The organism is Pseudomonas sp. URMO17WK12:I7 (genome assembly GCF_003269045.1).
Lineage (GTDB): Bacteria > Pseudomonadota > Gammaproteobacteria > Pseudomonadales > Pseudomonadaceae > Aquipseudomonas > Aquipseudomonas putida_J.
This window is the reverse complement of sequence record NZ_QLTL01000003.1, coordinates 346,242-370,283: the sequence shown is the minus strand read 5'-3', so window position 1 is coordinate 370,283 and position 24,042 is coordinate 346,242. Positions and strand designations below refer to the sequence as shown.

Sequence of the window (24,042 nt, the reverse complement as noted above, 5' to 3'; positions counted from 1 at the left end):
CTGCACAACACCCAAGGCCAGTGATATCCCTGTGGGAGCGGGTTTACCCGCGAAGAGGCCGGTGCAGGAAAAGCATGGTCTCAGCCTTCGACATGATTTCGCTTGAAGGTCTCATCCCCCATGGCCCTGATCTGCCCCTCAATCAACGCCTCGAATGGCCGTAGCAGCTCATCGAAACGGGCCGGCTGTTCCAACACATTCAACGCCTGCACCACCGCCTCGATGGTCGACACCGCCCCCGGTTCCGGGGCCTTGCGCAGGCGGTAGCGTGAAGGCGCCACCTCGGCCAGGGTCACTCGGGGCAGAGCGTCGAGCAGCGGGTTCAGGTACAGCAGCTTGCGCGCCTTGCGCCAGGTGCCGTCGGGGACGATCAACAGCAATGGCCTGTCGTCCGTTTCACCGTAGGCTGCCAACGCTTGGGCCTGCTCGCCCGGGAACAGCAGTACAGGCCGATAGCCTGGGGTGGCCAACAGCTCGTCAAGATCAGCAAACACTTCCCCGACGCGCAACTCGGCATTGACCAGCCCCAGGGCGGCCAGGCGGGCGGTGTTCAGGGCGTGGGCGGTTTCACTGGGGTGCTGCAGCAAGAGCACGCGGGTGCGGCTGTCGAGAGCGGGAATCAGTGGGCAGAGGCAATGGGCGAGCGGGCGCTGGCAGCGTTCGCAGTGGGGTCTGGGCATGGCGGTCTCCGGTGACGGAGGGATTTTGCCACAGGCTGAAATGTTGGGCCCGGGTTGCGGGCCATCGCCGCGGTTCGTCGCCACGACACGCGCGGCTCCCGCAGAGATATCACCCGACTCTAAGGCGGTGAAGATCCCTGTGGGAGCGGGCTTGCCCGCGAAAGGCCTTGAAAGCCCGGACCTACCGGTTGAACCGCTCCGCCAGGCTGTGCAGGTATTCGGCCATCCGCTCCAAGTCCTGGCTGATCTCTGCCCCCTGCTTGGCCTGCCCCGCTGTCTGGTCGCACAGTTGGGCAATCCGCACGATCTGCTGGTTGATGTCCTCGGCCACATGGCTCTGCTGCTCCGACGCCGTGGCCATCTGTTGGCTCATGCCGGTAATGCGGCTGACCGCCTGGGCAATCCCGGCCAGCGCCGTCTGCACCGCTTCGACGCTGTGAACGCTGTCCCGCGAGATCTGCTCGCCGCGGCTGGCGGTGCTCACCGCCCGCTCGGCCCCGGCGCGCAGCGAGGCGATGATCTGGTGAATCTCGTCAGTGGAAGCGCGCGTGCGCCGTGCCAGCGACCGCACTTCGTCGGCAACCACGGCAAAGCCCCTGCCCTGCTCGCCCGCCCGGGCCGCCTCGATCGCGGCATTGAGCGCCAGCAGGTTGGTCTGCTCGGCAATCGAGGTGATCGTGTCGACCACGCTGCCGATCGACTGGGTCTGCTCGGCCAGGGCATTGACAGCCTGGCCGATATCGCTGACCGCCTCGCTCATGCTGCCCATGGCCTTCAGGCTCTGCTGCGCCAGTTCGCTGCCGTGCTGGGCCAGTTGATCGGCATCGCCAGCCGCGTGAGCGGTGCTCTGCACATTGTGGGTGACCTCCTGAATGGTCGCCGCCATCTGCGCGATGGCCGTGGCCGACTGGTCGGTCTCGCTGCGCTGGCGGTCGAGCATCTGCGCCTGGGCATCGGACAGGTCGGCCGACTGCGCGGCGCGTGACTTCACGCCGACGCCGGCATCCACCAGGCGGGTAAGCGCGGTTTGCAGGCGCGCCTCTTCGCTGATGATTGCCAGGTCCAGCTGGCCCCGCAGGCCGGGGTTGTCACTGTAGGTCAGGGCCACCAGGGGGCTGGTGAACGCCTTGGGGTGTTCAGCGAGCGTGCGGCGGATCGCCTGGCTTTGCTGATGCTCGATCAGGTACCAGGCCACCAGCAGGCTTGCCATCAGTAGCCCCAGTGCCGCAAAAGCCGGCAGCCACACGTAAGCGGCTGCGGACACCAGGCCCGCACCGATCAACGGCCAGCCATGCCCCAGCAGCTGGCCCAGCCGGGCCGCCGCTGGCACCGCCGGCTTGCCCCCGCGCAATCGTGCATAAAGCGCTTCGGCACGGCGGATCTGCTCACGGCTTGGGACCGAACGCACCGACTCGTAGCCACTGATGCGGCCATTCTCATAAATGGCCGTGACATAGGCGCTGACCCAGTAATGATCGCCGTTCTTGGCGCGGTTCTTGACTACGCCCATCCAGGGCTTGCCCTGCTTGATGGTCTCCCACATATGCCCGAAGACCGCTGGCGGCATATCAGGATGGCGCACCAGATTGTGCGGCTGGCCGACCAGCTCGTCGTAGGTGAAGCCGCTGATCGCAACGAAGGCATCGTTGCAGTAGGTGATGCGGCTGTCGAGGTCCGTGGTGGAGATCAGCCGCTGATCGCCGGAAAAGGTTCTTTCGTGCTCAGTGACGGGCAAATTCATGCGCATCTTGGGGCGGTCCCTGCTCGTATAGATGAAGGGCATCACAGCAAGTAGAGGTTTAGCAGAACGCCATCACCGGAGAGGTCAGGTCAGCGTAGAAATTGGCCAACTTTCCGACGGGCTGCACCCCTCACCCCACGTACAACTGACTCTTCAGCAGGTCGCGGAAGGTCTGAATCAGCGGCTCGCGGCTGCGGCCACGGCGGATGATCAGCGAGAATGGCGCCTGGTAGCCGAACGTGGCCGGCGATAGCACCCGCAAATCGCCTTTGTCCGCCCACGCCTGGGCGTAGTGCTCGGGCAGATAGCCAATGTAGGCGCCCGAGAGGATGAGGATCAGCTGCGCCTCCATGCTCTCGACTGTCGCCGCACTGTGCTTGAAGCCATGCCGGGCCAGCTCGGCCTGGCTCCAGTAGCCGCGCCCGACCATGCGCTGCTGGGTTACCACCTGCTCAGGGATGCGCCTTTCGGCGAACAGCGGGTGGCGGCTGCTGCAATACAGCCAGTGCTGCTCCCGGTACAGCGGCTGGTAAAGCAGGCCGCTCATGCGCGAGGAGAACGCACCGATGGCCAGGTCCAGGCGATTGTCCTGCACGCCCAGTTGCAGTTCGTATGGGCTGGATACCGACAGGTGCAGGTGCACGGCCGGGTGTTCCTGGCTGTAGGCGCCGATCACTTCGGCCAGCGGCAGTGCGCGATCGCCGACGGTGGAATCGATCACACCGAGGTTGAGGGTGCCGCGCAGCTCGCCCTTGAGCGCTGCAGCGTACTGTTCGAAACCATCCAGCTCGGCCAGCAGGCGCAGCGTCTCCTGATGGAACAGCTCGCCTTTGCTGGTCAGGCTGAAGCCGCCGCGGCCGCGGTGGCACAGGACGATACCCAAGGCGCCTTCGAGCTGGCTCATGTAGGTACTGATGGCCGAGGTCGACAGGTTGAGCTCGCGCTGGGCATTGGCGAACCCCTGGTGGCGCACCACGCTGACGAAGATGCGCAGCAGTTTCAGGTCGGGCAAGGTCGAGGCCATGGTGCAACGGTTCCGCAAGGGGTGTTTGCGCGCAGTCTAACCGCTCCAGCGGCCTTTAGTTCAGAAATTCCTGAAGTAAGTATTTGCCGGTAGCGATTTTTCCCGCGCACTACCTTGCGCAGACTTGGCCGAAATGTCCCTGCCCGCCGGCATATCCAGACTGGGAAGGCGTGCGGCGGAACAGGTTCGAACAAACAGAACAATCGACCGACTGATGAGGCCCACCGTGGACAAAGTTCTCCACCAACCACTGGGCGGCAACGAAATGCCGCGTTTCGGCGGCATCGCCACCATGCTCCGTCTCCCACACCTGCAAAGTGCCGAAGGCCTGGACGCCGCGTTCATCGGCGTGCCGCTGGACATCGGCACCTCGCTGCGCTCCGGCACCCGTTTCGGCCCGCGGCAGATCCGCGCAGAATCGGTGATGATCCGCCCGTACAACATGGCCACCGGTGCCGCCCCGTTCGACTCGCTGTCGGTGGCCGACATCGGTGACGTGGCGATCAACACCTTCAACCTGCTCGACGCCGTACGCATCATCGAAGAAGCCTACGACGAGATCGTCGAGCACAATGTCATCCCGATTACCCTGGGTGGCGACCACACCATCACCCTGCCGATCCTGCGCGCCTTGCACAAGAAGCACGGCAAGATCGGCCTGGTACACATCGATGCCCACGCCGACGTCAACGACCACATGTTCGGCGAGAAGATCGCCCACGGCACCACCTTCCGCCGCGCCGTGGAAGAAGGCCTGCTCGATTGCGACCGCGTGGTGCAGATCGGCTTGCGCGCCCAGGGCTACACCGCCGACGACTTCAACTGGAGCCGCCGCCAGGGCTTTCGCGTAGTGCAGGCCGAAGAGTGCTGGCACAAGTCGCTGGAACCGCTGATGGCCGAAGTGCGCGAAAAGGTCGGTGGTGGCCCGGTGTACCTTTCGTTCGACATCGACGGCATCGACCCGGCCTGGGCGCCTGGCACCGGCACCCCGGAAATTGGCGGCTTGACCACCATCCAGGCGATGGAGATCATTCGCGGCTGCCACGGCCTGGACCTGATCGGCTGTGACCTGGTCGAAGTCTCCCCGCCTTACGACACCACCGGCAACACCTCGCTGCTTGGCGCCAACCTGCTGTTCGAGATGCTCTGCGTGCTGCCAGGCGTCGTGCGCCGCTGACACCGCTATACCCCGGCAGGAGCCATGAGGGAGGGCCATAGAGGCCCGCCAACACAAGACTAGACCGCCGGGCGCCGTGAACACGCCTGCGCGGTCGATCTCGCCATAATAAAGATAATCGGGAGACCCCCAATGGCCTTGGACATCATTGTTGTAATGATCTATACCGCCGGCATGCTCGGGCTGGGCTGGTATGGCATGCGACGCGCAAAAACCCACGAAGACTACCTCGTGGCCGGGCGCAACCTCGGCCCCACCCTGTACATGGGCACCATGGCCACCACCGTGCTCGGCGGCGCCTCCACCGTTGGCACCGTGCGCCTGGGCTACGTCCATGGCATCTCTGGCTTCTGGCTGTGTGCCGCCCTGGGCCTGGGCATCATCGCCCTCAACCTGTTCCTCGCCAAACCGTTGCTGCGCCTGAAGATCTTCACCGTCACCCAGGTGCTGGAACGGCGTTACAACCCCATGGCCCGGCAGGCCAGTGCGGCGATCATGCTGGCCTATGCGCTGATGATCGGCGTCACCTCGACCCTGGCCATGGCGACCGTGCTGCAAGTGCTGCTCGATCTGCCCTTCTGGGCGTCGCTGCTGCTCGGCGGCGGCGTGGTGGTGGTCTACTCGACCATCGGCGGCATGTGGTCGCTGACCCTCACCGACATCGTCCAGTTCGTGATCAAGACCGTTGGCCTGATGTTCATCCTGCTGCCGATCTGCCTGTACAAGGCCGGCGGCTGGGACACCCTGGTGGCCACGTTGCCGGCGGCCAGCTTCAGCTGGACCACCATCGGCTGGGACACCATCATCACCTACTTCCTGATCTACTTCTTCGGCATCCTGATCGGCCAGGACATCTGGCAGCGGGTTTTCACTGCCCGTGACGAAAAGGTCTGCCAGCGCGCCGGTACCACTGCAGGTGTGTACTGCGTCCTGTACGGCCTGGCTTGCGCCCTGATCGGCATGTCCGCACACGTGCTGATGCCGGACCTGGCCAACCCGAACAATGCCTTTGCCGAGATGATCAAAGGCCAGCTGCCCGAAGGCATTCGTGGCCTGCTGATGGCGGCGGCCCTGGCGGCCATGATGTCCACTGCCAGTGCCGGCCTGCTGGCGGCCTCGACCACCCTGACCGAAGACCTGCTGCCCAAGCTGCGTGGCGGCAAGCAATCGAGCCTGGGCATCAGCCGCCTGTTCACCCTGATCACCGGCCTGGTGGTGCTGGGCATCGCCCTGGCGGTGAACGATGTAATCAGCGCCCTGACCCTTGCCTACAACCTGCTGGTGGGCGGCATGCTGATCCCGCTGATCGGTGCGATCTTCTGGAAGCGCGCAACCACCGCAGGCGCCATCGCCAGCATGTCGCTGGGCTTTGCCACCGCGCTGTTCTTCATGTTCAAGGACGGGCTGGATGCCAACACGCCAATCTACTACAGCCTCGCTGTCGGCCTGGTGAGCTTCGTGCTGGTGAGCGCGCTGTCGCGCAAACCGGTGGGTGAAGTGAAGCTGGCCTGATGGGCCAGCCTGCACCGGTCTTTTCGCGGGTAAGCCCACTCCCACATGGATATCACCGCTTTCAAGGCCTGTGAGTCTCCTGTGGGAACGGCGGTTCGGCGCCCCGATTTACCCGCGAAAGGGCCGATACTGCCCAAGCAAATGCAACAGACACAAAAAGGCCGCGGCATCTATCCAGATGCTGCGGCCTTTTTGCATTTCAGCGACGACGCGGCTGGCGCCTGTGCTGCTCTTCATCAGTCGGGATCGGCACCGGCTGCAAGGGTGGTGGAATCAGCCCCAAAGCGACGCCCAGGTCGTGGAGCCAGTTGAACATTTGGTTTTTCATAATGCCCCCTTGACGGGTCAGCCTCACGGCAATTCAATCCTGCGATGTTTCATACAGATCATAGCCCGATGTCCTGTATTACGCATGCTCTTGTATCTACAGATATGGGCTAGCATGACGCGGATCAAGCGGAAACGGCGCATTCCGACGACTGGTTAATCGTTTCGCTTTGTTGCAGGTCGATCCAAGCCTGCAAATTGGCCCCGCGCATCCCCTGTCGCCACATCAGCCAGGTTTGCGCGTGATCGAACGGCGACTGCAGGCGATGAGCGCTCACCCGATCGCGCCCAGGCAAACTGTCGAGCATCGACTGCGCCATCAAGGCCACCCCTGCACCGGCGATCACGCAGGCCAGCATGCTCTGGTACGACTCGATCTCCATCACACGCCCCATGGGCGTGTGGTCATGGGCATACCACGCCTCCAGACGCATACGGTAGGAACAACCCTGGCGGAACGTGAACACCGCCTTGCCTGCCACGTCCTTGGCACTGCGTACCGCTGGGTGCTCGGGGCTGGTGATCAACACCAGCACTTCATCGCACAGTGGCACACCATCCAACCCGGCCAGGCGGGGCGGGCCGTCCACCAATGCTGCATCCAGACGGTGGCTGAGCAACCCTTCCAGCAGGTCGCCGCTGGGTGCTGCCTGCACCTGCAGGTTCACTGCCGGGTGTTGCTGGTGGTAGCGCGCCAACAGGGCTGGCAAGTGGATGGCGGCAGTGCTGTACATGGTGCCCAGCACAAAATCGCCGGCCGGTTGCCCGCCCTGCACCGCCGCCACGGCTTCATCACGTAACGCTGACAGGCGGTTGGCGTAATCCAGCAGCACCTTGCCCGCAGGCGACAGCTGCAGGCGCTGGCGCTCACGCAGGAACAGCTCTACCCCTAGCTGCTCTTCGAGCTGGCGCAGGCGCGTCGACAGGTTCGACGGCACCCGGTGCAGGCGCTCGGCGGCGCGGGTTACCGAACCTTCCTCGGCCACCGCCTGAAAGATGCGCAGTTGGCTGAACTCCATGACATTCTCCAAAACAGAACAACTTGATCATCATTATTCAATTTTATTGAAAGTCAATGCGCCCTACCCTGCCATCCATCGCATTGATTCGCGCAGGAGAGTACTCATGTCGCCCTTCGTACAACTGCTGGCCAGCGCCGTGGCCCTGATGATGGCCATGGGCATCGGCCGCTTCGCCCTCACTCCGCAACTACCGCAATTGATCGCTGAAGGCCAGTTCGACCTGACCGCCGCCGGGCTGGTAGCGGCAGCCAACTACCTGGGTTACTTCCTCGGCGCCGTAGACGCCATGTACGCGCGGCGGCCGAACCAGGTGCGGCTGCGCCTGCACGCGGGCCTGTGGCTGTGCGTGCTGCTGACCCTGGCTTCCTGGGCCGCTGACGGTTTCTGGAGCCACCTGCTGCTGCGCTTCGGTACCGGCTTAGCCAGTGCCTGGGTGCTGGTGATGATCACCAGCCTCAGCCAGCAGGTAGCCAATGCCCACAACCGCCAGCGCCTTGGGGCGATGGTGTTCGCCGGGCCCGGGCTGGGTATTGCACTGACGGGTTTGCTGGCACTGGTGGCGCATCTGCTAGGGCTTGGTTCGGCGGCACTCTGGCTGGTGTATGCCATTGCCGCCCTGGTGATGTTGCTGGCCGTACTCCCCTGGCTGCCTCGTGCCCTGCAGCCTGCCGTAGCGCCCGCCGCTGCGCAGCCGGGCCCAACCCGCAGCGTCGGCATCGGCCGCCTGGGGCTGGTCTATGCCTTGTACGGCATCGGCTACATCCTGCCGGCGACCTTCCTGTCGCAGATGGCCAACCAGCAATTTCGCGGCAACTGGATGGCTGACCTGTTCTGGCCAGCGTTTGGCCTGGCGGCGGCGCTCGGTGTGGTGCTGGTCAGCCTGCGCCGGGCGGGCCGTACGTCGGCCTGGCTGACACTCACTCTGTGGTTGCAGGGATTGGGAGTGCTGGCCTGCCTGATGGGAGGTGGTGTTGGTCTGGCACTGGGCGTGGTGCTGTGCGGCGGGCCATTCCTGGCTTGCATGCAACTGGTGATGCAGCGCTCGCGGGAACTGGCACCGCATGCCACACAACGCAATGCCGGGCTGCTGACCGCCTGCTTTGCCATGGGGCAGTTGAGTGGGCCTTTGCTGGCGGCACTGAGCAACCACTACAGTGGGAGTCTGCAGCCAGCGCTAGTGCTGGCGGCGGTTGGGCTGGGACTGGCAGGGGTACTGGTGCTGATCGCTGAGGGTAGCCCTCAAGATTGCCAGGCAGCGACCCGAACAGCCTGAAATTTTGAGATTTCCAGTACCGGCCCTTTCGCGGGTGAACCCGCTCCCACAGGGTTACAACAGAGTTCGAGCCTGCTCAGTCCATGTGGGAGCGGGTTCACCCGCGAAAGGGCCGGTACTGGCAACCTTCAACCCAAGAACCTGCGCAGTTGCTGCTTCACCCAAGGCTCTGCGCTTACCAGGATCACGCCCAGCAGCACCATCACCGCCCCAAGCACAAAGTTCACACTCAACGGCTCGCCCAGCAGCAGCACCCCGAAGGTCACGCCGAACAATGGGGTGATGAACGAAAACACCGCCAGGTTGGAGGCCAGGTACTTGCGCAGCAGCCAGAACCAGGTCAGGTAACTGATGAACGACACCACGATCCCCTGGAACAGCACACTGCCCATCGCAAGCGGCGTCAATCTCACATCGCCAATCTGCCCGCTGACCAGAGCGATCAACAGCAACCCGGCAAAGCCCACCGCCAATTGATAAAACAAGGTAAGGGTGGCTGGGGCCTCGGAAAGGCGCGAGCCACGTACCACTACCGTGGTCGCGCCCCAAGCCAGCCCGGCGAGCACGCCAAAGGCATCCCCCAGCAGCATGCGCCCATCCATCTCGGCGAACGACATCCCCCCCGCGAAGGCCATCGCAATCCCGGCAAAGGCCAGCACGATGCCCAGCCACTGCAACAACCGCAGCCGCTCGCTGGGCAACATGAAGTGCAAGCCAAGCGCTGTGAACACCGGCGCTGTGTAGAGGAACACCGACATGTGCGCCGCCGAGGTCAGCTTCAGCCCTTCGGCAATGAACAGGAACTCAAGCCCGAACAAGCCGCCGGCCAGCAGCCCTGCCCGCCAGGTGCTGCCCACCTGTTCCCAGCCGCCGCGCCAGCAGATCATCAGCCCCACCAGCACTGCGGCGATGCAATTACGCAAAGCTGCCTGCATCACTGGCGCGATATCCACCGCCGCAGTCTTGATCAGTACCTGCTGGCAGCCCCAGATCAGGCACAGGCCCAACATCACCTGAAAGGCGAAGGCATCGGGATGCTTGCGGGCCGCGCTCATGGGCGGGCCTTTTGGGTGGTCGAGGGCATTGGCTAGGGCTCGGCAGAGGTGAAGGAATACCGATTATCGGGTTTCCCTGTCCGCTCTTGCCAGCCTCAAAACGACCTCAAGCGATCTGCGCCTTTGCAGACACCTGCTCGAAGGTGGCTTCGTCCAGCCCGTCAGCCTGCTCATCAAGCACCTGACGCGGGTGTTCGAAGCCCGGGATGCTGCTGTCGATCAAGCTCAATAGGCGCGACCCACGCTCAGTGAGCACGAAATTCTCGCCATTGCCGCCATCCTCTTGCGGCCGACTTTCGATGAAGCCGCGCTCGAACAGCAACTTCTCGTACTCGCAGGCACGGGTTTTCAGATGGTCAAGGTCGCCCACCGACTGGCCCTTGGCGGCCAGTGCCGCGGCGTGCTGCTCGGCATAGGGGCGTGGCGTGAAGCTGTGACCGGCGCCGTTCTGCACTTCGTGCAACATGCGCTCGATCAGGTCCCAGTCGTAGGTGCTGCTCATGGAGGTGGCCTCCTGCTGTGGACGAAGGGGGTATACAGGTTCGGACCTGTTGGCAGGCGGGAGTGTTCCAAAAGATATCTGGAGCCGAGGGGGATCGCGGTAAATATACCCAGGGGTATAGCCGCCGGTCGTTGGCACTGAACCAACCCTCGCGCGCGGGCCTCCACCGCGTATCACCACGCCGGAGGTAGAAAGGATGAAACCGCTGCTGCGCATCGCCTGTGCCACCGCCCTGTGCTGTGCCCTGCCCGCCTGGGCCTGCACACCGGAAGAAGCCACACAAAAACGTGAAGAGCTGGCCGGGCTGGTCAGTCAACTGACCGAGCAGAACCCGCAGAAGGCCAAGGAGATCAATGACGAGCTCCAGGGGATGGAGCTAGGGACGGCGAGCAAGGATTTGCCCGACAAATGTCAGTTGATCGACAAGCGGATCAAGGAGCTGAAGGAAGCAGAAAAGAAAACGGAATGATTCATCAGCCGCTGGCGCCAGCCCTGTAGGAGCGGCCTTGTGTCGCGAAAGGGCTGCACAGCAGCCCCGCGACATTCGCATTGAAGCATCAATTCAAGGGCCGCTTTACGGCCCTTTCTCGACACAAGGCCGCTCCTATAAGGAACCGGATCAGCCTTACTCGGCTGCCGGCTTGCGCTTCTTCAGCGGCGCCAGGCCATCGGAACTGGCCAGCGGGGCATTAGGCCGAGGCTTGGCGGTCGGCTTGCGCTTGGCAGCGGCCTTTTTCTCGCCGGCCTTCTTGTCGACCTTCTTCTTCTTGGCACCCACCGCCTTGCCCGAAGCCTTGACCTTCTTCGGCCCGTTGTAGGTACCTTTCACTTCCTTGATCACCCGGCGCTCGAACTGCTGCTTGAGGTAGCGTTCGATGCTGGACATCAGGTTCCAATCATTGTGGGTGATCAACGAAATCGCCAGGCCTTCACCGCCGGCACGGCCGGTGCGGCCCACACGGTGCACGTACTCGTCGCCGCTGCGTGGCATGTCGAAGTTGATCACCAGGTCCAGGCCGTCGATGTCCAGGCCACGGGCCGCCACATCGGTGGCCACCAGCACCTTGGAGCTGCCCTGCTTGAAGCGCTCGATGGCCAACTTGCGGTCCTTCTGGTCCTTCTCGCCGTGCAGTACGAACGCTTTCACGTCCTTGGCCACCAGGTGGCCGTAGATGCGATCGGCCAGGGCGCGGGTGTTGGTAAAGATGATCGCCTTGTCGAAAGTCTCGTTGGCCAGCAGCCACTGCACGATGGCTTCCTTGTGCTGGTCGTGGTCGGCGGTGATGATCTGCTGGCGAGTGCCTTCGGCCAGCTGCGAGACGCTGTTGAGCATCAGGTGCTCAGGGTCTTTCAGTACCTTGCCGATGATGTCGCGCAGGGCCGCGCCGCCGGTGGTGGCGGAGAACAGCAGGGTCTGCTCGCGGTTCTCGCACTCCTTGCACAGGCGCTCCATGTCTTCGGCGAAGCCCATGTCGAGCATGCGGTCGGCTTCGTCGAGGATCATCACTTGCACGTGGGACAGGTCGAGGTTGCCCGCGTTGAGGTGCTCGAGCAGGCGGCCCGGGGTGCCGATCAGCACGTCCGGCACCTTGCGCAGCATGGCGGCCTGCTCCTTGAAGTCTTCACCGCCGGTGACCAGGCCCGCCTTGATGTAGGTGAACTGCGAGAACAGCTGCACTTGCTTGAGGGTCTGCTGGGCCAGCTCGCGGGTCGGCAGCAGGATCAACGAGCGGATCTCGACGCGCCCGCCTTTGAGGTCCACCAGGCGGTTGAGCAGCGGCAGGACGAACGCTGCGGTCTTGCCGCTGCCGGTCTGCGCGGTCACACGCAGGTCGCGCCCTTGCAGGGCCAGGGGGATGGCCGCGGCCTGCACCGGGGTTGGCTCGACAAATTTAAGCTCGGCCACGGCTTTAAGCAGGCGTTCATGCAGGGCGAATTGGGAGAACACGGAGGTAACCTCAGGCAAGTGCGGGAAATTCAGTTGCATAGGGTAACGTTTTCTGCCGCCTTAGCCGAATTTCTTTTGGCAACTTTGTTGGCTTCCGCGCTCTAATGGCGCTTCGTTTCGCTGCAATAGACTGGTTTACAAGCTTATGGACATCCAACGCATCTGGCGTGACAGCCTCGACCTATGGGGCACCCTCGACCAACATCCCCTGCTCCACGCCGCCATCGGGCTGGCGGTGCTGCTGCTGATTTCCCTGGTCCTCGGCCGCCTGGCGCGCTTTCTGGTACTGCACAGTGCGCGCCTTCTGGCCCGGCAGGCAGCACTGAAGTGGCTCGACGACCTGCGCCATAACAAAGTGTTCCACCGCCTGGCCCAGACCATCCCGTCGCTGGTGATCCAGTTCGGCCTGAAGCTGGTGCCGGAGCTGTCCGAAACCGCCCAGCACTTCCTCGGCAACGTCGCCCTGGCCTTCACCCTGCTGTTCATGACCATGGCCCTGTCGTGCCTGCTGGATGCCCTGCTGGACATCTACGCCCGCACCGAACACGCCCGCACCCGCTCGATCAAGGGCTACGTGCAGCTGGCCAAGATGATGCTGTGGATTTTTGCCTCGATCGTCATCGTCGCCACCCTGATCGACCGCTCGCCGCTGTTGCTGCTGTCAGGCCTGGGTGCGATGTCGGCGGTGCTGCTGTTGGTGTACAAGGACACCCTGCTGTCGTTCGTCGCCAGCGTGCAGCTGACCAGCAACGACATGCTGCACGTGGGCGACTGGATCGAGATGCCCCAGGTCGGCGCTGATGGCGATGTGGTGGATATCACCTTGCACACGGTCAAGGTACAGAACTTCGACAAGACCATCGTCTCGATCCCGACCTGGCGCCTGATGAGCGAGTCGTTCCGCAACTACCGCGGCATGCAGCAGTCGGGCGGGCGACGGATCAAGCGCAGCCTGTTCATCGACGCAGCCGGTGTACGCTTTCTGACCCCGGATGAGGAGCATCGCCTGAGCCAGGTCAGCCTGCTGGGCGACTACCTGGCCGGCAAGCGCCAGGAGCTGTTGGCCTGGAACGAAGCGCTGGGGCCGGTGCCCGAGCTGTCGGCCAACCGCCGCAAGCTGACCAATATCGGCACGTTCCGGGCGTTTGCCCTGGCCTACCTGAAGAACCACCCGAATGTGCACCCGAACATGACCTGCATGGTGCGGCAGATGCAGACCACCGCCGAAGGGATACCGCTGGAGATCTACTGCTTTACCACTACCACGGTGTGGGCGGATTACGAGCGGATTCAGGGGGATATCTTCGATTACCTGCTGGCGGTGTTGCCGGAGTTTGGGTTGAGCCTGTATCAGCAGCCGAGTGGCAATGACATGCGGCTGGGGTTGGCGGGGCGGGTTGTTGAACCTGCGTCGCGTCGACTGGAAGAAATGAGCGAAGTTTGAGATTGCCGGGGCTGCTGTGCAGCCCATTCGCGGGTGAACCCGCTCCTACAAGTACCGCGCAACGCTTAGGCCTGCGCAAATCCTGTGGGAGCGGGTTTACCCGCGAAGAGGCCCTCAACTACCCCGCATAACCCAGCAGGTACAACAGCCCGGTCAAGGTCACCAGGGACGCCACGGTCGATAACAGGATCGTCCGCGAAATCAGCCCAGCCTCGCGGTTGTAGTACTCGGCCAGCATGAACGGCCCGGTGCCGGTCGGCAGCGCCGCCAGCAATACCGCCGAAGCCGCCCACATGGTCGGCAGGCTGAACACCTTGAACGCCAGCACCCAGGTCAACGCGGGCTGGCCAATCAGCTTCAGGCCCACCAGCGGCCATGGGCTGGCTTGCGAACCGGTACGTTTCTCGGCCAGGAACGCCCCCAGCGAAATCAACGCACAAGGCGTGGTGGCCAGCGCCAGCATGTCGAGAAAATGCATCACCGGCTCGGCCAACCCCAGCCCGCCCATGGCCCAGCCCGCCCCTGCCAGCGGCGAAATCACCAGCGGGTTCTTCGCCAGCGCCTTGCTGACCAACAGGATGGCACGGCCGATCTGCCGCTCTTCCTGCAGGCCGATCTCGATCAGCGTCAGGGAAGTCGCGAATACCAGGCAGACCACGATCAACGACGAGATCAGTGCCGGTTGCAGGCCAGGCTGGCCAAACAACAGCAGGCACAGCGGGATGCCGATGTAGCCGGTATTGGCATAACCGGCGCTGAGCCCGTCGATGCTCGCTGCCACCAGCCCATGGCCGCTGTAAAGGCGCCAGCCCAGGGTCACGACAAACATCGCCAGCGCGCCGGCGCCGAAGGCCACGATGAAGCCCGGGTGCCAGATCTCACTCCAGGTCGCTGTGGCGGTGACCTTGAACAGCAGCGCCGGCAGGCACAACCAGACCACCATCTTGTTGATCTCGGCGGCGGCCTTGTCACCGAGCTTGTTGGTCTTGCGGCATAGAAAGCCGACCAGGATCAGGGCAAAGATCGGCGCGACAATGACGAAGATGGTATGCATGTCAGGCCTTGCCGGTCGCAGGCGCCTGCGCGCGATTGCCCAGCCGGCTCAGCCACACCGAGGCAAGAATGATCGCCCCCCCCAGGAACAACCGGCCAAGCGGCTCGTCGCGGTTCCAGATCAGCAGGTTCAGCAGCAGCCCCACTGGCACATGCAGGTTGTTCATCACCGCCAGCGTGGCGCCAGAGACCAGGCACGCGCCCTTGTTCCACCAGTACAGGCCCAGTGCCGTCGGGCACAGGCCGAGGAACAGCAGCACCAGCCACTGCACCTGGGTGCTCGGCAGATGCTGGGCATTGCCGAACAGCAGGAACGCCGGCAGCGCCACGATCAGCGCACCCAGGTAGAAGTAGCCAAAACGCTTGTAGTGCGGCAGGTCGCTGGGGTTGCGCGCCACCAGGTGGCGGTACAGCACCTGGCCGGCGGCATAGGTGAAGTTGGCCAGTTGCAGCAGCAGGAAGCCGATGAAGAAGTCGCCACTGATGCTGTCGAAGCGGATTACCCCGGCCCCTGCCACGGCCACCAGGGCGGCGAGCAGCGCCCAAGGGTTGAAGCGCCGGTTCAAGGCGTCTTCGATCAAGGTCACGTGCAACGGCGTGAGGATGGTGAACAGCAGCACTTCCGGCACGGTCAGCACGCGGAAGCTCAAGTACAGGCAGACGTAGGTGATGCCGTACTGCAGCGCGCCGATCAGCAGCATCGAGCGCAGGAAGCGCGGCTCGACCTGGCGCCAGCGGGTCAGCGGCAGGAACACCAGGCCCGCCAGCACCACGCGCGCGAGCACGGCGAAATAGCTGTCGACGTGCCCGGCCAGGTACTCGCCGATCAGGCTGAAGGAAAACGCCTGGATCAGCGCGACGATTATCAGGTAGCCCATGGTTGCCTCTCGTGGATCAAGGGCGCGACCTTAGCGGGTTGCGGCACGTGAGTTCAACCATTGGGAAAGTAAGGGTGGCTGGCCACTCGGTCTTTGTAGGAGCGGCCTTGTGTCGCGAAAGGGCTGCAAAGCAGCCCCGGCAGTATGTGCTGCCGTGCTGAGATCCTGGGGGGCGCTTCGCACCGCTTTCGCGACACAAGGCCGCTCCTACAACAGCAAAAGCAGACCGCGTGCGCAGGCATAAAAAAGCCCGGCCATAAGGCCGGGCAGGTACACCCAAAGGAGCAAAAACAGGTGTCAGGGATGGGAATTCGTTGAGCCTCAGGCCACCGCAGCCAGCTTGGCCTTGGCCTGGTTCAGGCCCTTCTCGTGGAACTCACCGCTCATGTTCAGGCCTTCGGCATGAATGAAGTCGACATCGTGAATACCGATGAAGGCCATCACCTGGCGCAGGTACGGTTCCTGATGGTCGCTGGTAGCACCGGCATGGATGCCGCCGCGGGCAGTCAGGACAATGGCGCGCTTGCCGGTGAGCAGGCCTTGGGGGCCGGTCGGGGTGTACTTGAAGGTGATGCCGGCGCGCAGCACGTGGTCCAGCCAGGCCTTCAGGGTGCTGGGGATGGTGAAGTTGTACATCGGCGCAGCCAGCACCAGCACGTCGGCCGCCAGCACTTCATCGGTCAGCTCGTTGGAACGGGCCAGGGCTTCCAGTTCGGCGGCGCTGCGCTGTTCTTCAGGTTTCATCCAGCCACCGAGCAGGTTGGCATCCAGGTGCGGCACCGGGTTCACCGCCAGGTCACGTACGGTGATCGCGTCGGCCGGATGCGCCGCCTGCCACTGCTGGATGAAATCACGGGTCAGTTGACGGGACACGGAATCCTGCTGGCGGGCGCTGCTTTCGATGATCAGTACGCGGGACATGGGGTGCCTCCATCGGCAAAAAGGGTAGCGATTCGATGGAGGTGAGATTAAGGCTTGACCTATCGATAAAAAAGCGTAAAAAGTGGGTTCAATCTATCGATTAATCAGTTTTATTGCGCTTTGCAGCTCAGCGCGATGCGCAGCTTGATGATCTGCCGGTTGAAATTGGCCGTCACGTCGACGCTTTTACCGGCCGGGACGTTGACCCGGCGCACCCGTGGCGCCTCGGGCCCGTTGCGGAAGGTCACCTTGCAGGCCGCCGGCACTTGCCCATAGTTGTTCAGGGTAATGGAGCCGATGTCGTAGGCAGTGTCGTAGGTGGTGTAGTCCAGCTTGACCCCGGTCAGTTCCTTCTCCACGTCGATGGGGTAAGCCATGGCCCCAAGGGGCAGGCACATCAGTATTGCCGCACAACATTTCTTCATGGGGCGCTCTCCTTGAAAGAGCGCAGCTTAGGACAACAGGAGCCAAACATGAAAGCGCCGCGCGTGACCCTGGATCAATGGCGGACCCTGCAGGCAGTGGTCGACCATGGCGGGTTTGCCCAGGCCGCCGAAGCCCTGCACCGTTCGCAGTCTTCGGTCAGCTACACCGTGGCACGCATGCAAGAGCAGCTGGGTGTGCCGCTGTTGCGCATCGATGGCCGCAAGGCCGTGCTGACCGAGGCCGGCAATGTGCTGCTGCGCCGTTCGCGGCACCTGGTCAAGCAGGCCAGCCAGCTGGAAGACCTGGCGCATCACATGGAGCAAGGCTGGGAAGCCGAGGTGCGCCTGGTGGTCGATGCGGCCTACCCCAGCGCCCGGCTGGTACGCGCCCTGGCCGCGTTCATGCCGCAGAGCCGCGGTTGCCGGGTGCGCCTGCGTGAAGAGGTGCTGTCCGGCGTCGAAGAAGTGATGCACGAAGGCATCGCCGACCTTGCCATCAGCAGTTACAGCATCGGTGGTTACCTGGGCACCGAGCTGAGCTCGGTGGAGTTCGTTGCCGTCGCCCACCCCGAGCACAGCCTGCACCGCCTGGGCCGGGAGATCACCTTCCAGGACCTGGAAAGCCAATTGCAGGTGGTGATCCGCGACTCCGGCCGAGCGCAGCCACGCGATGTCGGCTGGCTCGGCGCCGAGCAGCGCTGGACCGTCGGCAGCCTGGGCACCGCCGCCACCTTCGTCGGCAGCGGCCTGGGCTTTGCCTGGTTGCCACGGCACATGATCGAACGTGAGCTGCACGACGGCGTGCTGAAGCCACTGCCGCTCGATCAGGGTGGCAGCCGCCACCCACTGTTCTACCTTTATTCGAGCAAAGAGAAGACCTTGGGCCCGGCCACGCAGATTCTCATCGACCTGCTGCGCAATTTCGACACTGCGCCACTGGACGTGCCCTTCGCAGCCCCCCCACAAGCCTGAGAGGACCGCGCCCATGGCCTATTTCGAACATGAAGGATGCTCGCTGCATTATCAGGAATATGGCCAGGGCGAGCCCCTGGTGCTGCTGCACGGCCTGGGCTCCAGCAGCCAGGACTGGGAGCTGCAGGTACCTGAACTGAGCCGCCACTACCGGGTGATCCTCATGGACATCCGCGGCCACGGCCGTTCCGACAAGCCACGCGACGGTTACCAGATCGCCACGTTCAGCGAAGACCTGCTGGCCCTGCTCGAGCACCTGCAGACTGGCCCGGTGCACTTCGTCGGCCTGTCCATGGGCGGCATGGTCGGTTTCCAGTTCGCAGTCGATCACCCGCAATGGCTGCGCAGCCTGTGCATCGTCAACAGCGCACCCGAGGTCAAGCGCCGCACCCGCGGAGACTGGCTGTGGTGGCTCAAGCGCTGGGGCCTGGCGCGCATCCTCAGCGTCGAGACGGTTGGCCAGGGCCTGGCCGCCAGGCTGTTCCCCAAGCCCGGGCAAGCCGACCTGCGCAAGAAGATGGCAGAACGCTGGGCACGCAATGACAAACGCGCCTACCTCAAGAGCTTCGACGCCATCGTCGACTGGGGCGTGCAGGAACGCATCGGGCAGATTCGCTGTCCCACGCTGGTGATTGCCGCCGACCACGATTACACCCCGATACAACTGAAAGAGCGCTACGTCGCCCTGATGCCCCACGCCAGGCTGGTGGTCATCGACGATTCCCGGCACGCTACGCCCCTCGATCAACCCGAGGTCTTCAACCAGACCCTGCTGCAGTTCCTCGCAGCCGCTTCCACCTCTCAAGGATCATTGAGCCCATGCTGAAAAAAATCCTGCTTACCGCCTGCTCGGTCGCCTTCGCCACCAGCGTCATGGCTTCCGACAAGACCCCGCACGTACTGCTGGACACCAGCTTCGGCCAGGTCGAAATCGAGCTCAACGCCGAGAAGGCACCGATCAGTACCAAGAACTTCCTCGGTTATGTCGACAGTGGTTTCTACAACAACACCATCTTCCACCGCGTGATCCCGGGTTTCATGGTCCAGGGCGGCGGTTTCACTGACCAGATGGTGCAGAAAGACACCAAGGACCCAATCAAGAACGAAGCCAGCAACGGCCTGCAGAACACCCGCGGCACCCTGTCGATGGCGCGCACTTCCAACCCGAACTCGGCCACCAGCCAGTTCTTCATCAACGTCGCCGACAACGACTTCCTCAACCCGGGCCGCGACGCCGGTTACGCCGTATTCGGCAAAGTGACCAAGGGCATGGAAGTGGTCGACCAGATCGTCAATTCGCAAACTACCGTCAAGAAAGGCATGCGCGATGTGCCGGCCGACCCGGTGTACATCAAGTCCGCCAAACGCATCGACTGACTGCAGGTTTCACAGGGACGTGAAACCTTCCGAGGTCGGGTAGCACAGGAGTCTTGTCACCCATGCTGTACCGCCGTTTCGAGCAACTGATCGATATCTTCCGCGACGCGCCCAGCGAGTCGCCGCCCGGCCAGGTCTGGCCTTTCTACCTGTATTACCTGCGCCAGGTCTGGCCGAGTTTTCTCGCCCTGCTGGTGGTGGGCCTGTTCGCCTCGCTGATCGAGGTGGCGATGTTCAGCTACCTGAGCCGCATCATCGACCTGGCCCAAGGCACGCCCAATGCCAACTTCTTCAGCGACCACAGCGGCGAGCTGATCTGGATGCTAGTAGTGATCCTGCTGCTGCGGCCGGTATTCTTCGGCCTGCACGACCTGCTGGTACACCAGACCATCAACCCCGGCATGACCAGCCTGATCCGCTGGCAGAACCACACCTATGTGCTCAAGCAGAGCCTGAACTTCTTCCAGAGCGACTTCGCCGGGCGCATCGCCCAGCGCATCATGCAGACCGGCAACTCGCTGCGTGACTCCGCCGTACAGGCGGTGGATGCGCTGTGGCATGTGCTGATCTACGCCATCACCTCACTGGTGCTGTTCGCCGAGGCCGACTGGCGCCTGATGCTGCCGCTGCTGCTGTGGATCACCGGCTACATTGCCGCGCTGTACTACTTCGTGCCGCGGGTGAAGCAGCGTTCGGTGATTTCCTCCGACGCCCGCTCCAAGCTGATGGGGCGGATCGTCGATGGCTACACCAACATCGCCACCCTCAAGCTGTTCGCCCATACCGACTACGAACAGCAGTACGCCCGCGAAGCGATCAGTGAACAGACCGAGAAAACCCAGCTGGCGTCGCGCGTGGTCACCAGCATGGACGTGGTCATCACCACCCTCAACGGCCTGCTGGTCGTCACCACCACCGGCCTTGCGCTATGGCTGTGGAGCCAGTCGCTGATCACCGTCGGCGCCATTGCCCTGGCCACTGGGCTGGTGATCCGCATCGTCAACATGTCGGGTTGGATCATGTGGGTGGTCAACGGCATCTTCGAGAACATCGGCATGGTCCAGGACGGCCTGCAGACCATCGCCCAGCCGGTCACCGTCACCGACAAGCCCCATGCGCCGCCACTGAAGGTCAGCCGCGGCGCCGTGCGCTTCGACAACGTGGACTTTCACTATGGCAAGGCCGCCAACGTGATCGAAGGGCTCAACCTGGACATCCGCCCGGGCGAGAAGATAGGCCTGATCGGCCCGTCAGGCGCCGGCAAGTCGACCCTGGTCAACCTGCTGCTGCGCCTGTACGACGTACAGGGCGGGCGCATCCTGATCGACGGCCAGGACATCGCCGAGGTCAGCCAGGCCAGCCTGCGCGCGCAGATCGGCATGATCACCCAGGACACCTCGCTGCTGCACCGCTCGATCCGCGACAACCTGCTGTATGGCCGCCCTGGCGCCAGTGAAGCGGCGCTGCAAGAAGCCGTACGCCGCGCGCGGGCCGACGAGTTCATTGCGCAGCTGTCGGACGCCCAAGGCCGAACAGGGTTCGATGCCCATGTCGGCGAGCGGGGGGTGAAGCTGTCTGGCGGCCAGCGCCAGCGCATCGCGATTGCCCGGGTGCTGCTGAAGAACGCACCGATCCTGATCATGGACGAAGCCACCTCGGCGCTGGACTCGGAGGTCGAGGCGGCCATTCAGGAAAGCCTGGAAACGCTGATGCAAGGCAAGACGGTGATCGCCATCGCCCACCGGCTGTCGACCATCGCCCGGATGGACCGACTGGTAGTGCTGGACAAAGGGCGGATCGTCGAAAGTGGCAGCCACAGTGAATTGCTGGAGCAGCGGGGCCTGTATGCCCGCTTGTGGCATCACCAAACTGGCGGCTTTGTCGGGGTCGACTAAGTCCTGTTCCGGCCTCTTCGCGGGCAAGCCCGCTCCCACAGGGACTGCATAAGTCTCAAGGACGACGGTGATCCTGTGGGAGCGGGTTCACCCGCGAAGCGGCCCGAAAAGGCAATAGAGATCTCAGTCCTTGCGGTAAGGCAGCATCTCTTTGGCTTCCTCGGCATACCCCCTCACCCCTGCCCGCTCCTGCTGCAGAAAATCCTCCACCGCTCGCCGCAACCCCGAATGCAACAGGTAATGCCACGACCGCGTCAGCACAGGCTCGAACCCGCGAATCAGCTTGTGTTCGCCCTGCGCCCCGGCATCGAAACGCTGCAGCCCTTCGGCAATGGCAAAGTCCATGCCCTGGTAGAAGCAGGTCTCGAAATGCAGCCGGTCAAATTCATCAAGGCAGCCCCAATATCGACCGAACAGGCTGTCGCCCCCGACCAGGCTCAAGGCCATTGCCACATCACGCCCGCCCTGGCGCGCCATCACCACCCGCACAGCCTCGGGCATGCGCTCGGCCAGCAGGCTGAAGAATTCCCGGGTCAGGTACGGTGAGCGCCTGCGCACCGCATAGGTGTTGGCGTAACAGAGGAAGACGAAATCCCACTGCGCCTCGTCCAGCTCGTCGCCGCGGTACCAACGAAAATCAATGCCCTGCCCCGCCACCTGCTCACGCTCCTTGCGCATCTGTTTGCGCTTGCGTGAGCTGAGGCTGTCAAGAAAGTCCTGGAAGTCACGATAACCGTGATTGCGCCAATGAAACTGGCAGCCCAGTCGCTCCATCCAGCCCGGCAGGCCGGCTATCTGCGCATCCAGCTGAGCATCGGTGAAATTGATATGCGCCCCCGACAACCCGCCCTTGCCCAAGTACTCCGGCAATGCCTGCAGCACCAGCAAGGCATCGGCAGGGTCCACCGCCAGCAGGCGCGGCCCGCTGACGGGGCTGAACGGCACGGCACCGAGCAGCTTGGGGTAATAGGCGATGCCGGCACGCTCGCAGGCATCGGCCCAACCGTGATCGAACACGTACTCGCCATAGGAATGCCACTTGCGATAAGCCGGCAGCAACGCACGCACCTGCCCGTCACGTTCGAGCACCAGGTGTTCGGCTGCCCAGCCGGTGTTGGGCGCCACGCTGCCGCTGTCTTCCATGGCACTGAGAAAGGCATGGCGCAGGAACGGTTGGCCAGGGGGAACCAGGGCATCCCAGGTCGCCGCTGGCAGGTCACGCAGGTGGGCAAGGCTGTAGAGACTGGTCACGTTTTCGACTCACTGTTCAAGGCCATCAGTATCGGCGAACAGGGGCCCGTCGCTCAAATGATGATCGGCCCGTTTCGCCTTTCTCTCTCAATTACTTAACAGCAGTGCCATTAATTAGACATTATTCTGTCATTCGCCCCCGCAATACTTGCGCCTGTTTTCCGGAACCCCAGAACCTGTCTAGTCAGGCCCTTTCCGAAGACATGCCAACATGGGGGTGGGCGCTAAGCCTCCCCAAATCTTTTAAGTAGGGAGAACCTTATGCGTCTTGTTTCTACACTTACCGGAGTGAGCCTCACCGGCATGATGCTGGCTCTGAGTACTCCGGCCAGTGCGGCCGTCGACGCCAAGCTGCTCGAAATGCTCCGCGCCAATGGCTCGATCAACCAGGCGCAGTACAACGAACTCCAAGGCGACCTGGCAAAAGAAACCAAGGAAAAGGCCGACCAGAAAGCTCAGTCCGAACGTATGAGCGCTTTCGAACAAAAAGTGGCATGGGCCGCCAAGACCCAGATCAAGGGTGATGTGCGCCTGCGTTACGAAGACGTCAACGTCGACAACCCGATCTCCCGCAGTGGCAACCAGGACCGCGAGCGCGTGCGTGCCCGTGTCGGCTTCTACAGCGAGATCAACCCGCAGGTCGACGCCGGCGTGCGTGTGGCCACCGGTAGCAGCGCCGATGCCCGCTCGACCAACCAGAGCCTGGACAACTACTTCGAAAAGAAATCGCTGTGGGTCGACCTGGCCTACCTCGACTGGCACCCGACTGCCGTACCGAACCTGCACTTGATCGGCGGCAAGATGATGCAGCCATGGGTGAGCATGGGCGACATCATCTGGGACAGCGACATCAACCCGGAAGGCGTGGCTGTCACCTACAAGACCAACGCCGGCCCGGCCGAAGTGTTCGGCAGCATCGGCCACTACAACCTGAAAGACAACGTCGACGGCGACGGTGTTCAGTTCAAGCATGACGCTCAACTGTACGCTGCCCAGCTGGGTACCAAGTTCAACGCGGCTGACACCGTCAAGGTCACCGTCGGTGCCAGCCTCTATGGCTACGATAACGACAAGGCCTCGGCGGCGCTGCGTTCGCTGGGCAACACCACCGACGAGTTCAACCTGGTAGAAGGCTTCGGTCAGCTCGACTTCACCGGCTTCGCCATCCCGCTGTCGGCTTACGGCCAGTACGTCAAGAACACCGAAAGCACCGATGGCAAGGACACCGCCTGGCTGGCGGGCCTGAAGTCGAAGATCGGTGCCTGGAGCCTGGACTACAACTACCGCGACGTACAACGTAACGGCGTGGTCAGCCTGTTCACCGACTCTGACTTCGGTAACGGCTTCACCGGTTCCCGCGGTCACAAGTTCAAGGTCGGTTACGAAATCGACAAGAACTTCGCCCTCGGCGCGGCCTACATGATGGCCAAGACCGACTACTCCAACCTGCCGAACAGCAATGCTGACGTAGACACCCTGCAGGTGGACCTGGAAGCCAAGTTCTAAGCTAGCAAACTCCTCTGCTTCACGCTGAGGCGGGAAATGCCGACCCCATCCGGTATTTC

The 24,042-nt window shown here is 63.1% G+C and carries 23 protein-coding genes; 10 read left to right on the top strand and 13 right to left on the bottom strand.

Annotation, left to right across the window (positions count from 1 at the left end):
- Positions 1–80: 80 nt before the first annotated feature.
- The 3 genes from H040_RS05925 to H040_RS05915 all read right to left on the bottom strand — a co-directional run bounded on the left by H040_RS05925 (position 81) and on the right by H040_RS05915 (position 3,445).
- On the bottom strand, positions 81–680 hold the full coding sequence (locus tag H040_RS05925; protein WP_027918725.1) for a tRNA-uridine aminocarboxypropyltransferase: 600 nt from the start codon (positions 678–680) through the stop codon (positions 81–83).
- Positions 681–861: 181 nt separating this feature from the next.
- A complete protein-coding gene (locus tag H040_RS05920; protein ID WP_027918724.1) occupies positions 862–2,427 on the bottom strand; it encodes a methyl-accepting chemotaxis protein in 1,566 nt (521 codons plus the stop codon).
- 124 nt (positions 2,428–2,551) lie between these two features.
- Positions 2,552–3,445 (bottom strand): LysR family transcriptional regulator, encoded by an 894-nt coding sequence (locus H040_RS05915; protein ID WP_027918723.1) that lies wholly within the window; start codon positions 3,443–3,445, stop codon positions 2,552–2,554.
- Positions 3,446–3,671: 226 nt separating this feature from the next.
- Here H040_RS05915 and speB point away from each other — a divergent pair, with 226 nt between their 5' ends.
- Both speB and H040_RS05905 read left to right on the top strand, forming a co-directional pair.
- The gene (gene speB, locus H040_RS05910) at positions 3,672–4,622 is read left to right on the top strand and encodes an agmatinase (protein WP_027918722.1); all 951 of its coding nucleotides are present in this window, start codon (positions 3,672–3,674) and stop codon (positions 4,620–4,622) included.
- Positions 4,623–4,754: 132 nt separating this feature from the next.
- Positions 4,755–6,134, top strand: a complete 1,380-nt coding sequence (locus H040_RS05905) for a sodium:solute symporter (RefSeq protein WP_027918721.1) — start codon at positions 4,755–4,757, stop codon at positions 6,132–6,134.
- 199 nt (positions 6,135–6,333) lie between these two features.
- On the opposite strand, the gene H040_RS27945 is transcribed toward H040_RS05905, so the two are convergent.
- Complete coding sequence (locus H040_RS27945; protein ID WP_305809497.1) at positions 6,334–6,462, bottom strand: PA1414 family protein; 129 nt, start codon at positions 6,460–6,462, stop codon at positions 6,334–6,336.
- Between the two features lie 124 nt (positions 6,463–6,586).
- Positions 6,587–7,480: a putrescine utilization regulator PtrR gene (gene ptrR, locus H040_RS05900; protein ID WP_027918720.1), complete on the bottom strand. Its 894-nt coding sequence runs from the start codon at positions 7,478–7,480 to the stop codon at positions 6,587–6,589.
- A 106-nt stretch (positions 7,481–7,586) separates the two neighbouring features.
- Between ptrR and H040_RS05895 the strand changes: the two genes are divergently transcribed.
- On the top strand, positions 7,587–8,756 hold the full coding sequence (locus H040_RS05895; protein WP_027918719.1) for an MFS transporter: 1,170 nt from the start codon (positions 7,587–7,589) through the stop codon (positions 8,754–8,756).
- 128 nt (positions 8,757–8,884) lie between these two features.
- Here H040_RS05895 and H040_RS05890 read toward each other — a convergent pair whose 3' ends face one another.
- Positions 8,885–9,811, bottom strand: a complete 927-nt coding sequence (locus H040_RS05890; protein WP_027918718.1) for a DMT family transporter — start codon at positions 9,809–9,811, stop codon at positions 8,885–8,887.
- Between the two features lie 106 nt (positions 9,812–9,917).
- Positions 9,918–10,313 carry a hypothetical protein gene (locus H040_RS05885; protein WP_027918717.1) on the bottom strand — a complete coding sequence of 132 codons (396 nt, stop codon included), beginning with the start codon at positions 10,311–10,313 and terminating at the stop codon, positions 9,918–9,920.
- Positions 10,314–10,509: 196 nt separating this feature from the next.
- Here H040_RS05885 and H040_RS05880 point away from each other — a divergent pair, with 196 nt between their 5' ends.
- Entirely contained in the window at positions 10,510–10,782 is a 273-nt protein-coding gene (locus tag H040_RS05880; RefSeq protein WP_027918716.1) for a hypothetical protein, read from the top strand.
- A gap of 156 nt (positions 10,783–10,938) precedes the next feature.
- Here the strand turns inward: H040_RS05880 and H040_RS05875 are convergent, their stop codons facing one another.
- Positions 10,939–12,300, bottom strand: coding sequence for a DEAD/DEAH box helicase (locus H040_RS05875; protein ID WP_027918715.1), 1,362 nt, complete (start codon positions 12,298–12,300; stop codon positions 10,939–10,941).
- Between the two features lie 106 nt (positions 12,301–12,406).
- On the opposite strand from H040_RS05875, the gene H040_RS05870 reads away from it, so the two are divergent.
- On the top strand, positions 12,407–13,705 hold the full coding sequence (locus H040_RS05870) for a mechanosensitive ion channel family protein (RefSeq protein ID WP_027918714.1): 1,299 nt from the start codon (positions 12,407–12,409) through the stop codon (positions 13,703–13,705).
- 118 nt (positions 13,706–13,823) lie between these two features.
- On the opposite strand, the gene H040_RS05865 is transcribed toward H040_RS05870, so the two are convergent.
- The 4 genes from H040_RS05865 to H040_RS05850 all read right to left on the bottom strand — a co-directional run bounded on the left by H040_RS05865 (position 13,824) and on the right by H040_RS05850 (position 16,982).
- Positions 13,824–14,759, bottom strand: coding sequence for an AEC family transporter (locus H040_RS05865; RefSeq protein WP_027918713.1), 936 nt, complete (start codon positions 14,757–14,759; stop codon positions 13,824–13,826).
- 1 nt (position 14,760) lies between these two features.
- Complete coding sequence (locus H040_RS05860) at positions 14,761–15,636, bottom strand: carboxylate/amino acid/amine transporter (protein ID WP_027918712.1); 876 nt, start codon at positions 15,634–15,636, stop codon at positions 14,761–14,763.
- Positions 15,637–15,957: 321 nt separating this feature from the next.
- Positions 15,958–16,557, bottom strand: coding sequence for an FMN-dependent NADH-azoreductase (locus H040_RS05855; RefSeq protein ID WP_027918711.1), 600 nt, complete (start codon positions 16,555–16,557; stop codon positions 15,958–15,960).
- A gap of 110 nt (positions 16,558–16,667) precedes the next feature.
- The gene (locus H040_RS05850; RefSeq protein ID WP_027918710.1) at positions 16,668–16,982 is read right to left on the bottom strand and encodes a 3-phosphoglycerate kinase; all 315 of its coding nucleotides are present in this window, start codon (positions 16,980–16,982) and stop codon (positions 16,668–16,670) included.
- Positions 16,983–17,030: 48 nt separating this feature from the next.
- On the opposite strand from H040_RS05850, the gene H040_RS05845 reads away from it, so the two are divergent.
- The 4 genes from H040_RS05845 (at position 17,031) to H040_RS05830 (ending at position 21,226) form a co-directional block, all read left to right on the top strand.
- Positions 17,031–17,954 carry a LysR family transcriptional regulator gene (locus H040_RS05845; protein ID WP_027918709.1) on the top strand — a complete coding sequence of 308 codons (924 nt, stop codon included), beginning with the start codon at positions 17,031–17,033 and terminating at the stop codon, positions 17,952–17,954.
- Positions 17,955–17,967: 13 nt separating this feature from the next.
- Entirely contained in the window at positions 17,968–18,780 is an 813-nt protein-coding gene (locus H040_RS05840; protein WP_027918708.1) for an alpha/beta fold hydrolase, read from the top strand.
- On the top strand, positions 18,774–19,331 hold the full coding sequence (locus tag H040_RS05835; RefSeq protein WP_027918707.1) for a peptidylprolyl isomerase: 558 nt from the start codon (positions 18,774–18,776) through the stop codon (positions 19,329–19,331). Before H040_RS05840 ends, H040_RS05835 begins: the two co-directional genes overlap by 7 nt.
- Positions 19,332–19,393: 62 nt before the next feature.
- Positions 19,394–21,226 carry an ABC transporter ATP-binding protein gene (locus H040_RS05830; protein WP_027918706.1) on the top strand — a complete coding sequence of 611 codons (1,833 nt, stop codon included), beginning with the start codon at positions 19,394–19,396 and terminating at the stop codon, positions 21,224–21,226.
- A 123-nt stretch (positions 21,227–21,349) separates the two neighbouring features.
- On the opposite strand, the gene H040_RS05825 is transcribed toward H040_RS05830, so the two are convergent.
- Positions 21,350–22,477: a GNAT family N-acetyltransferase gene (locus H040_RS05825; RefSeq protein ID WP_027918705.1), complete on the bottom strand. Its 1,128-nt coding sequence runs from the start codon at positions 22,475–22,477 to the stop codon at positions 21,350–21,352.
- A gap of 261 nt (positions 22,478–22,738) precedes the next feature.
- On the opposite strand from H040_RS05825, the gene H040_RS05820 reads away from it, so the two are divergent.
- The gene (locus H040_RS05820) at positions 22,739–23,983 is read left to right on the top strand and encodes a putative porin (RefSeq protein WP_027918704.1); all 1,245 of its coding nucleotides are present in this window, start codon (positions 22,739–22,741) and stop codon (positions 23,981–23,983) included.
- Positions 23,984–24,042 lie beyond the last annotated feature (59 nt).

Coding starts and splice junctions, on each gene's coding strand:
- H040_RS05915 (WP_027918723.1), bottom strand. CDS start 3,445: ATGGCCTCGACCTTGCCCGACCTGAAACTGCTGCGCATCTTCGTCAGC.
- H040_RS05905 (WP_027918721.1), top strand. CDS start 4,755: ATGGCCTTGGACATCATTGTTGTAATGATCTATACCGCCGGCATGCTC.
- H040_RS05820 (WP_027918704.1), top strand. CDS start 22,739: ATGCGTCTTGTTTCTACACTTACCGGAGTGAGCCTCACCGGCATGATG.
- H040_RS05880 (WP_027918716.1), top strand. CDS start 10,510: ATGAAACCGCTGCTGCGCATCGCCTGTGCCACCGCCCTGTGCTGTGCC.
- H040_RS05925 (WP_027918725.1), bottom strand. CDS start 680: ATGCCCAGACCCCACTGCGAACGCTGCCAGCGCCCGCTCGCCCATTGC.
- ptrR (WP_027918720.1), bottom strand. CDS start 7,480: ATGGAGTTCAGCCAACTGCGCATCTTTCAGGCGGTGGCCGAGGAAGGT.
- H040_RS27945 (WP_305809497.1), bottom strand. CDS start 6,462: ATGAAAAACCAAATGTTCAACTGGCTCCACGACCTGGGCGTCGCTTTG.
- H040_RS05850 (WP_027918710.1), bottom strand. CDS start 16,982: ATGAAGAAATGTTGTGCGGCAATACTGATGTGCCTGCCCCTTGGGGCC.
- H040_RS05885 (WP_027918717.1), bottom strand. CDS start 10,313: ATGAGCAGCACCTACGACTGGGACCTGATCGAGCGCATGTTGCACGAA.
- H040_RS05845 (WP_027918709.1), top strand. CDS start 17,031: ATGAAAGCGCCGCGCGTGACCCTGGATCAATGGCGGACCCTGCAGGCA.
- H040_RS05860 (WP_027918712.1), bottom strand. CDS start 15,636: ATGGGCTACCTGATAATCGTCGCGCTGATCCAGGCGTTTTCCTTCAGC.
- H040_RS05865 (WP_027918713.1), bottom strand. CDS start 14,759: ATGCATACCATCTTCGTCATTGTCGCGCCGATCTTTGCCCTGATCCTG.
- H040_RS05875 (WP_027918715.1), bottom strand. CDS start 12,300: ATGCAACTGAATTTCCCGCACTTGCCTGAGGTTACCTCCGTGTTCTCC.
- H040_RS05830 (WP_027918706.1), top strand. CDS start 19,394: ATGCTGTACCGCCGTTTCGAGCAACTGATCGATATCTTCCGCGACGCG.
- H040_RS05920 (WP_027918724.1), bottom strand. CDS start 2,427: ATGCGCATGAATTTGCCCGTCACTGAGCACGAAAGAACCTTTTCCGGC.
- H040_RS05895 (WP_027918719.1), top strand. CDS start 7,587: ATGTCGCCCTTCGTACAACTGCTGGCCAGCGCCGTGGCCCTGATGATG.
- H040_RS05840 (WP_027918708.1), top strand. CDS start 17,968: ATGGCCTATTTCGAACATGAAGGATGCTCGCTGCATTATCAGGAATAT.
- H040_RS05835 (WP_027918707.1), top strand. CDS start 18,774: ATGCTGAAAAAAATCCTGCTTACCGCCTGCTCGGTCGCCTTCGCCACC.
- H040_RS05870 (WP_027918714.1), top strand. CDS start 12,407: ATGGACATCCAACGCATCTGGCGTGACAGCCTCGACCTATGGGGCACC.
- H040_RS05890 (WP_027918718.1), bottom strand. CDS start 9,811: ATGAGCGCGGCCCGCAAGCATCCCGATGCCTTCGCCTTTCAGGTGATG.
- H040_RS05855 (WP_027918711.1), bottom strand. CDS start 16,557: ATGTCCCGCGTACTGATCATCGAAAGCAGCGCCCGCCAGCAGGATTCC.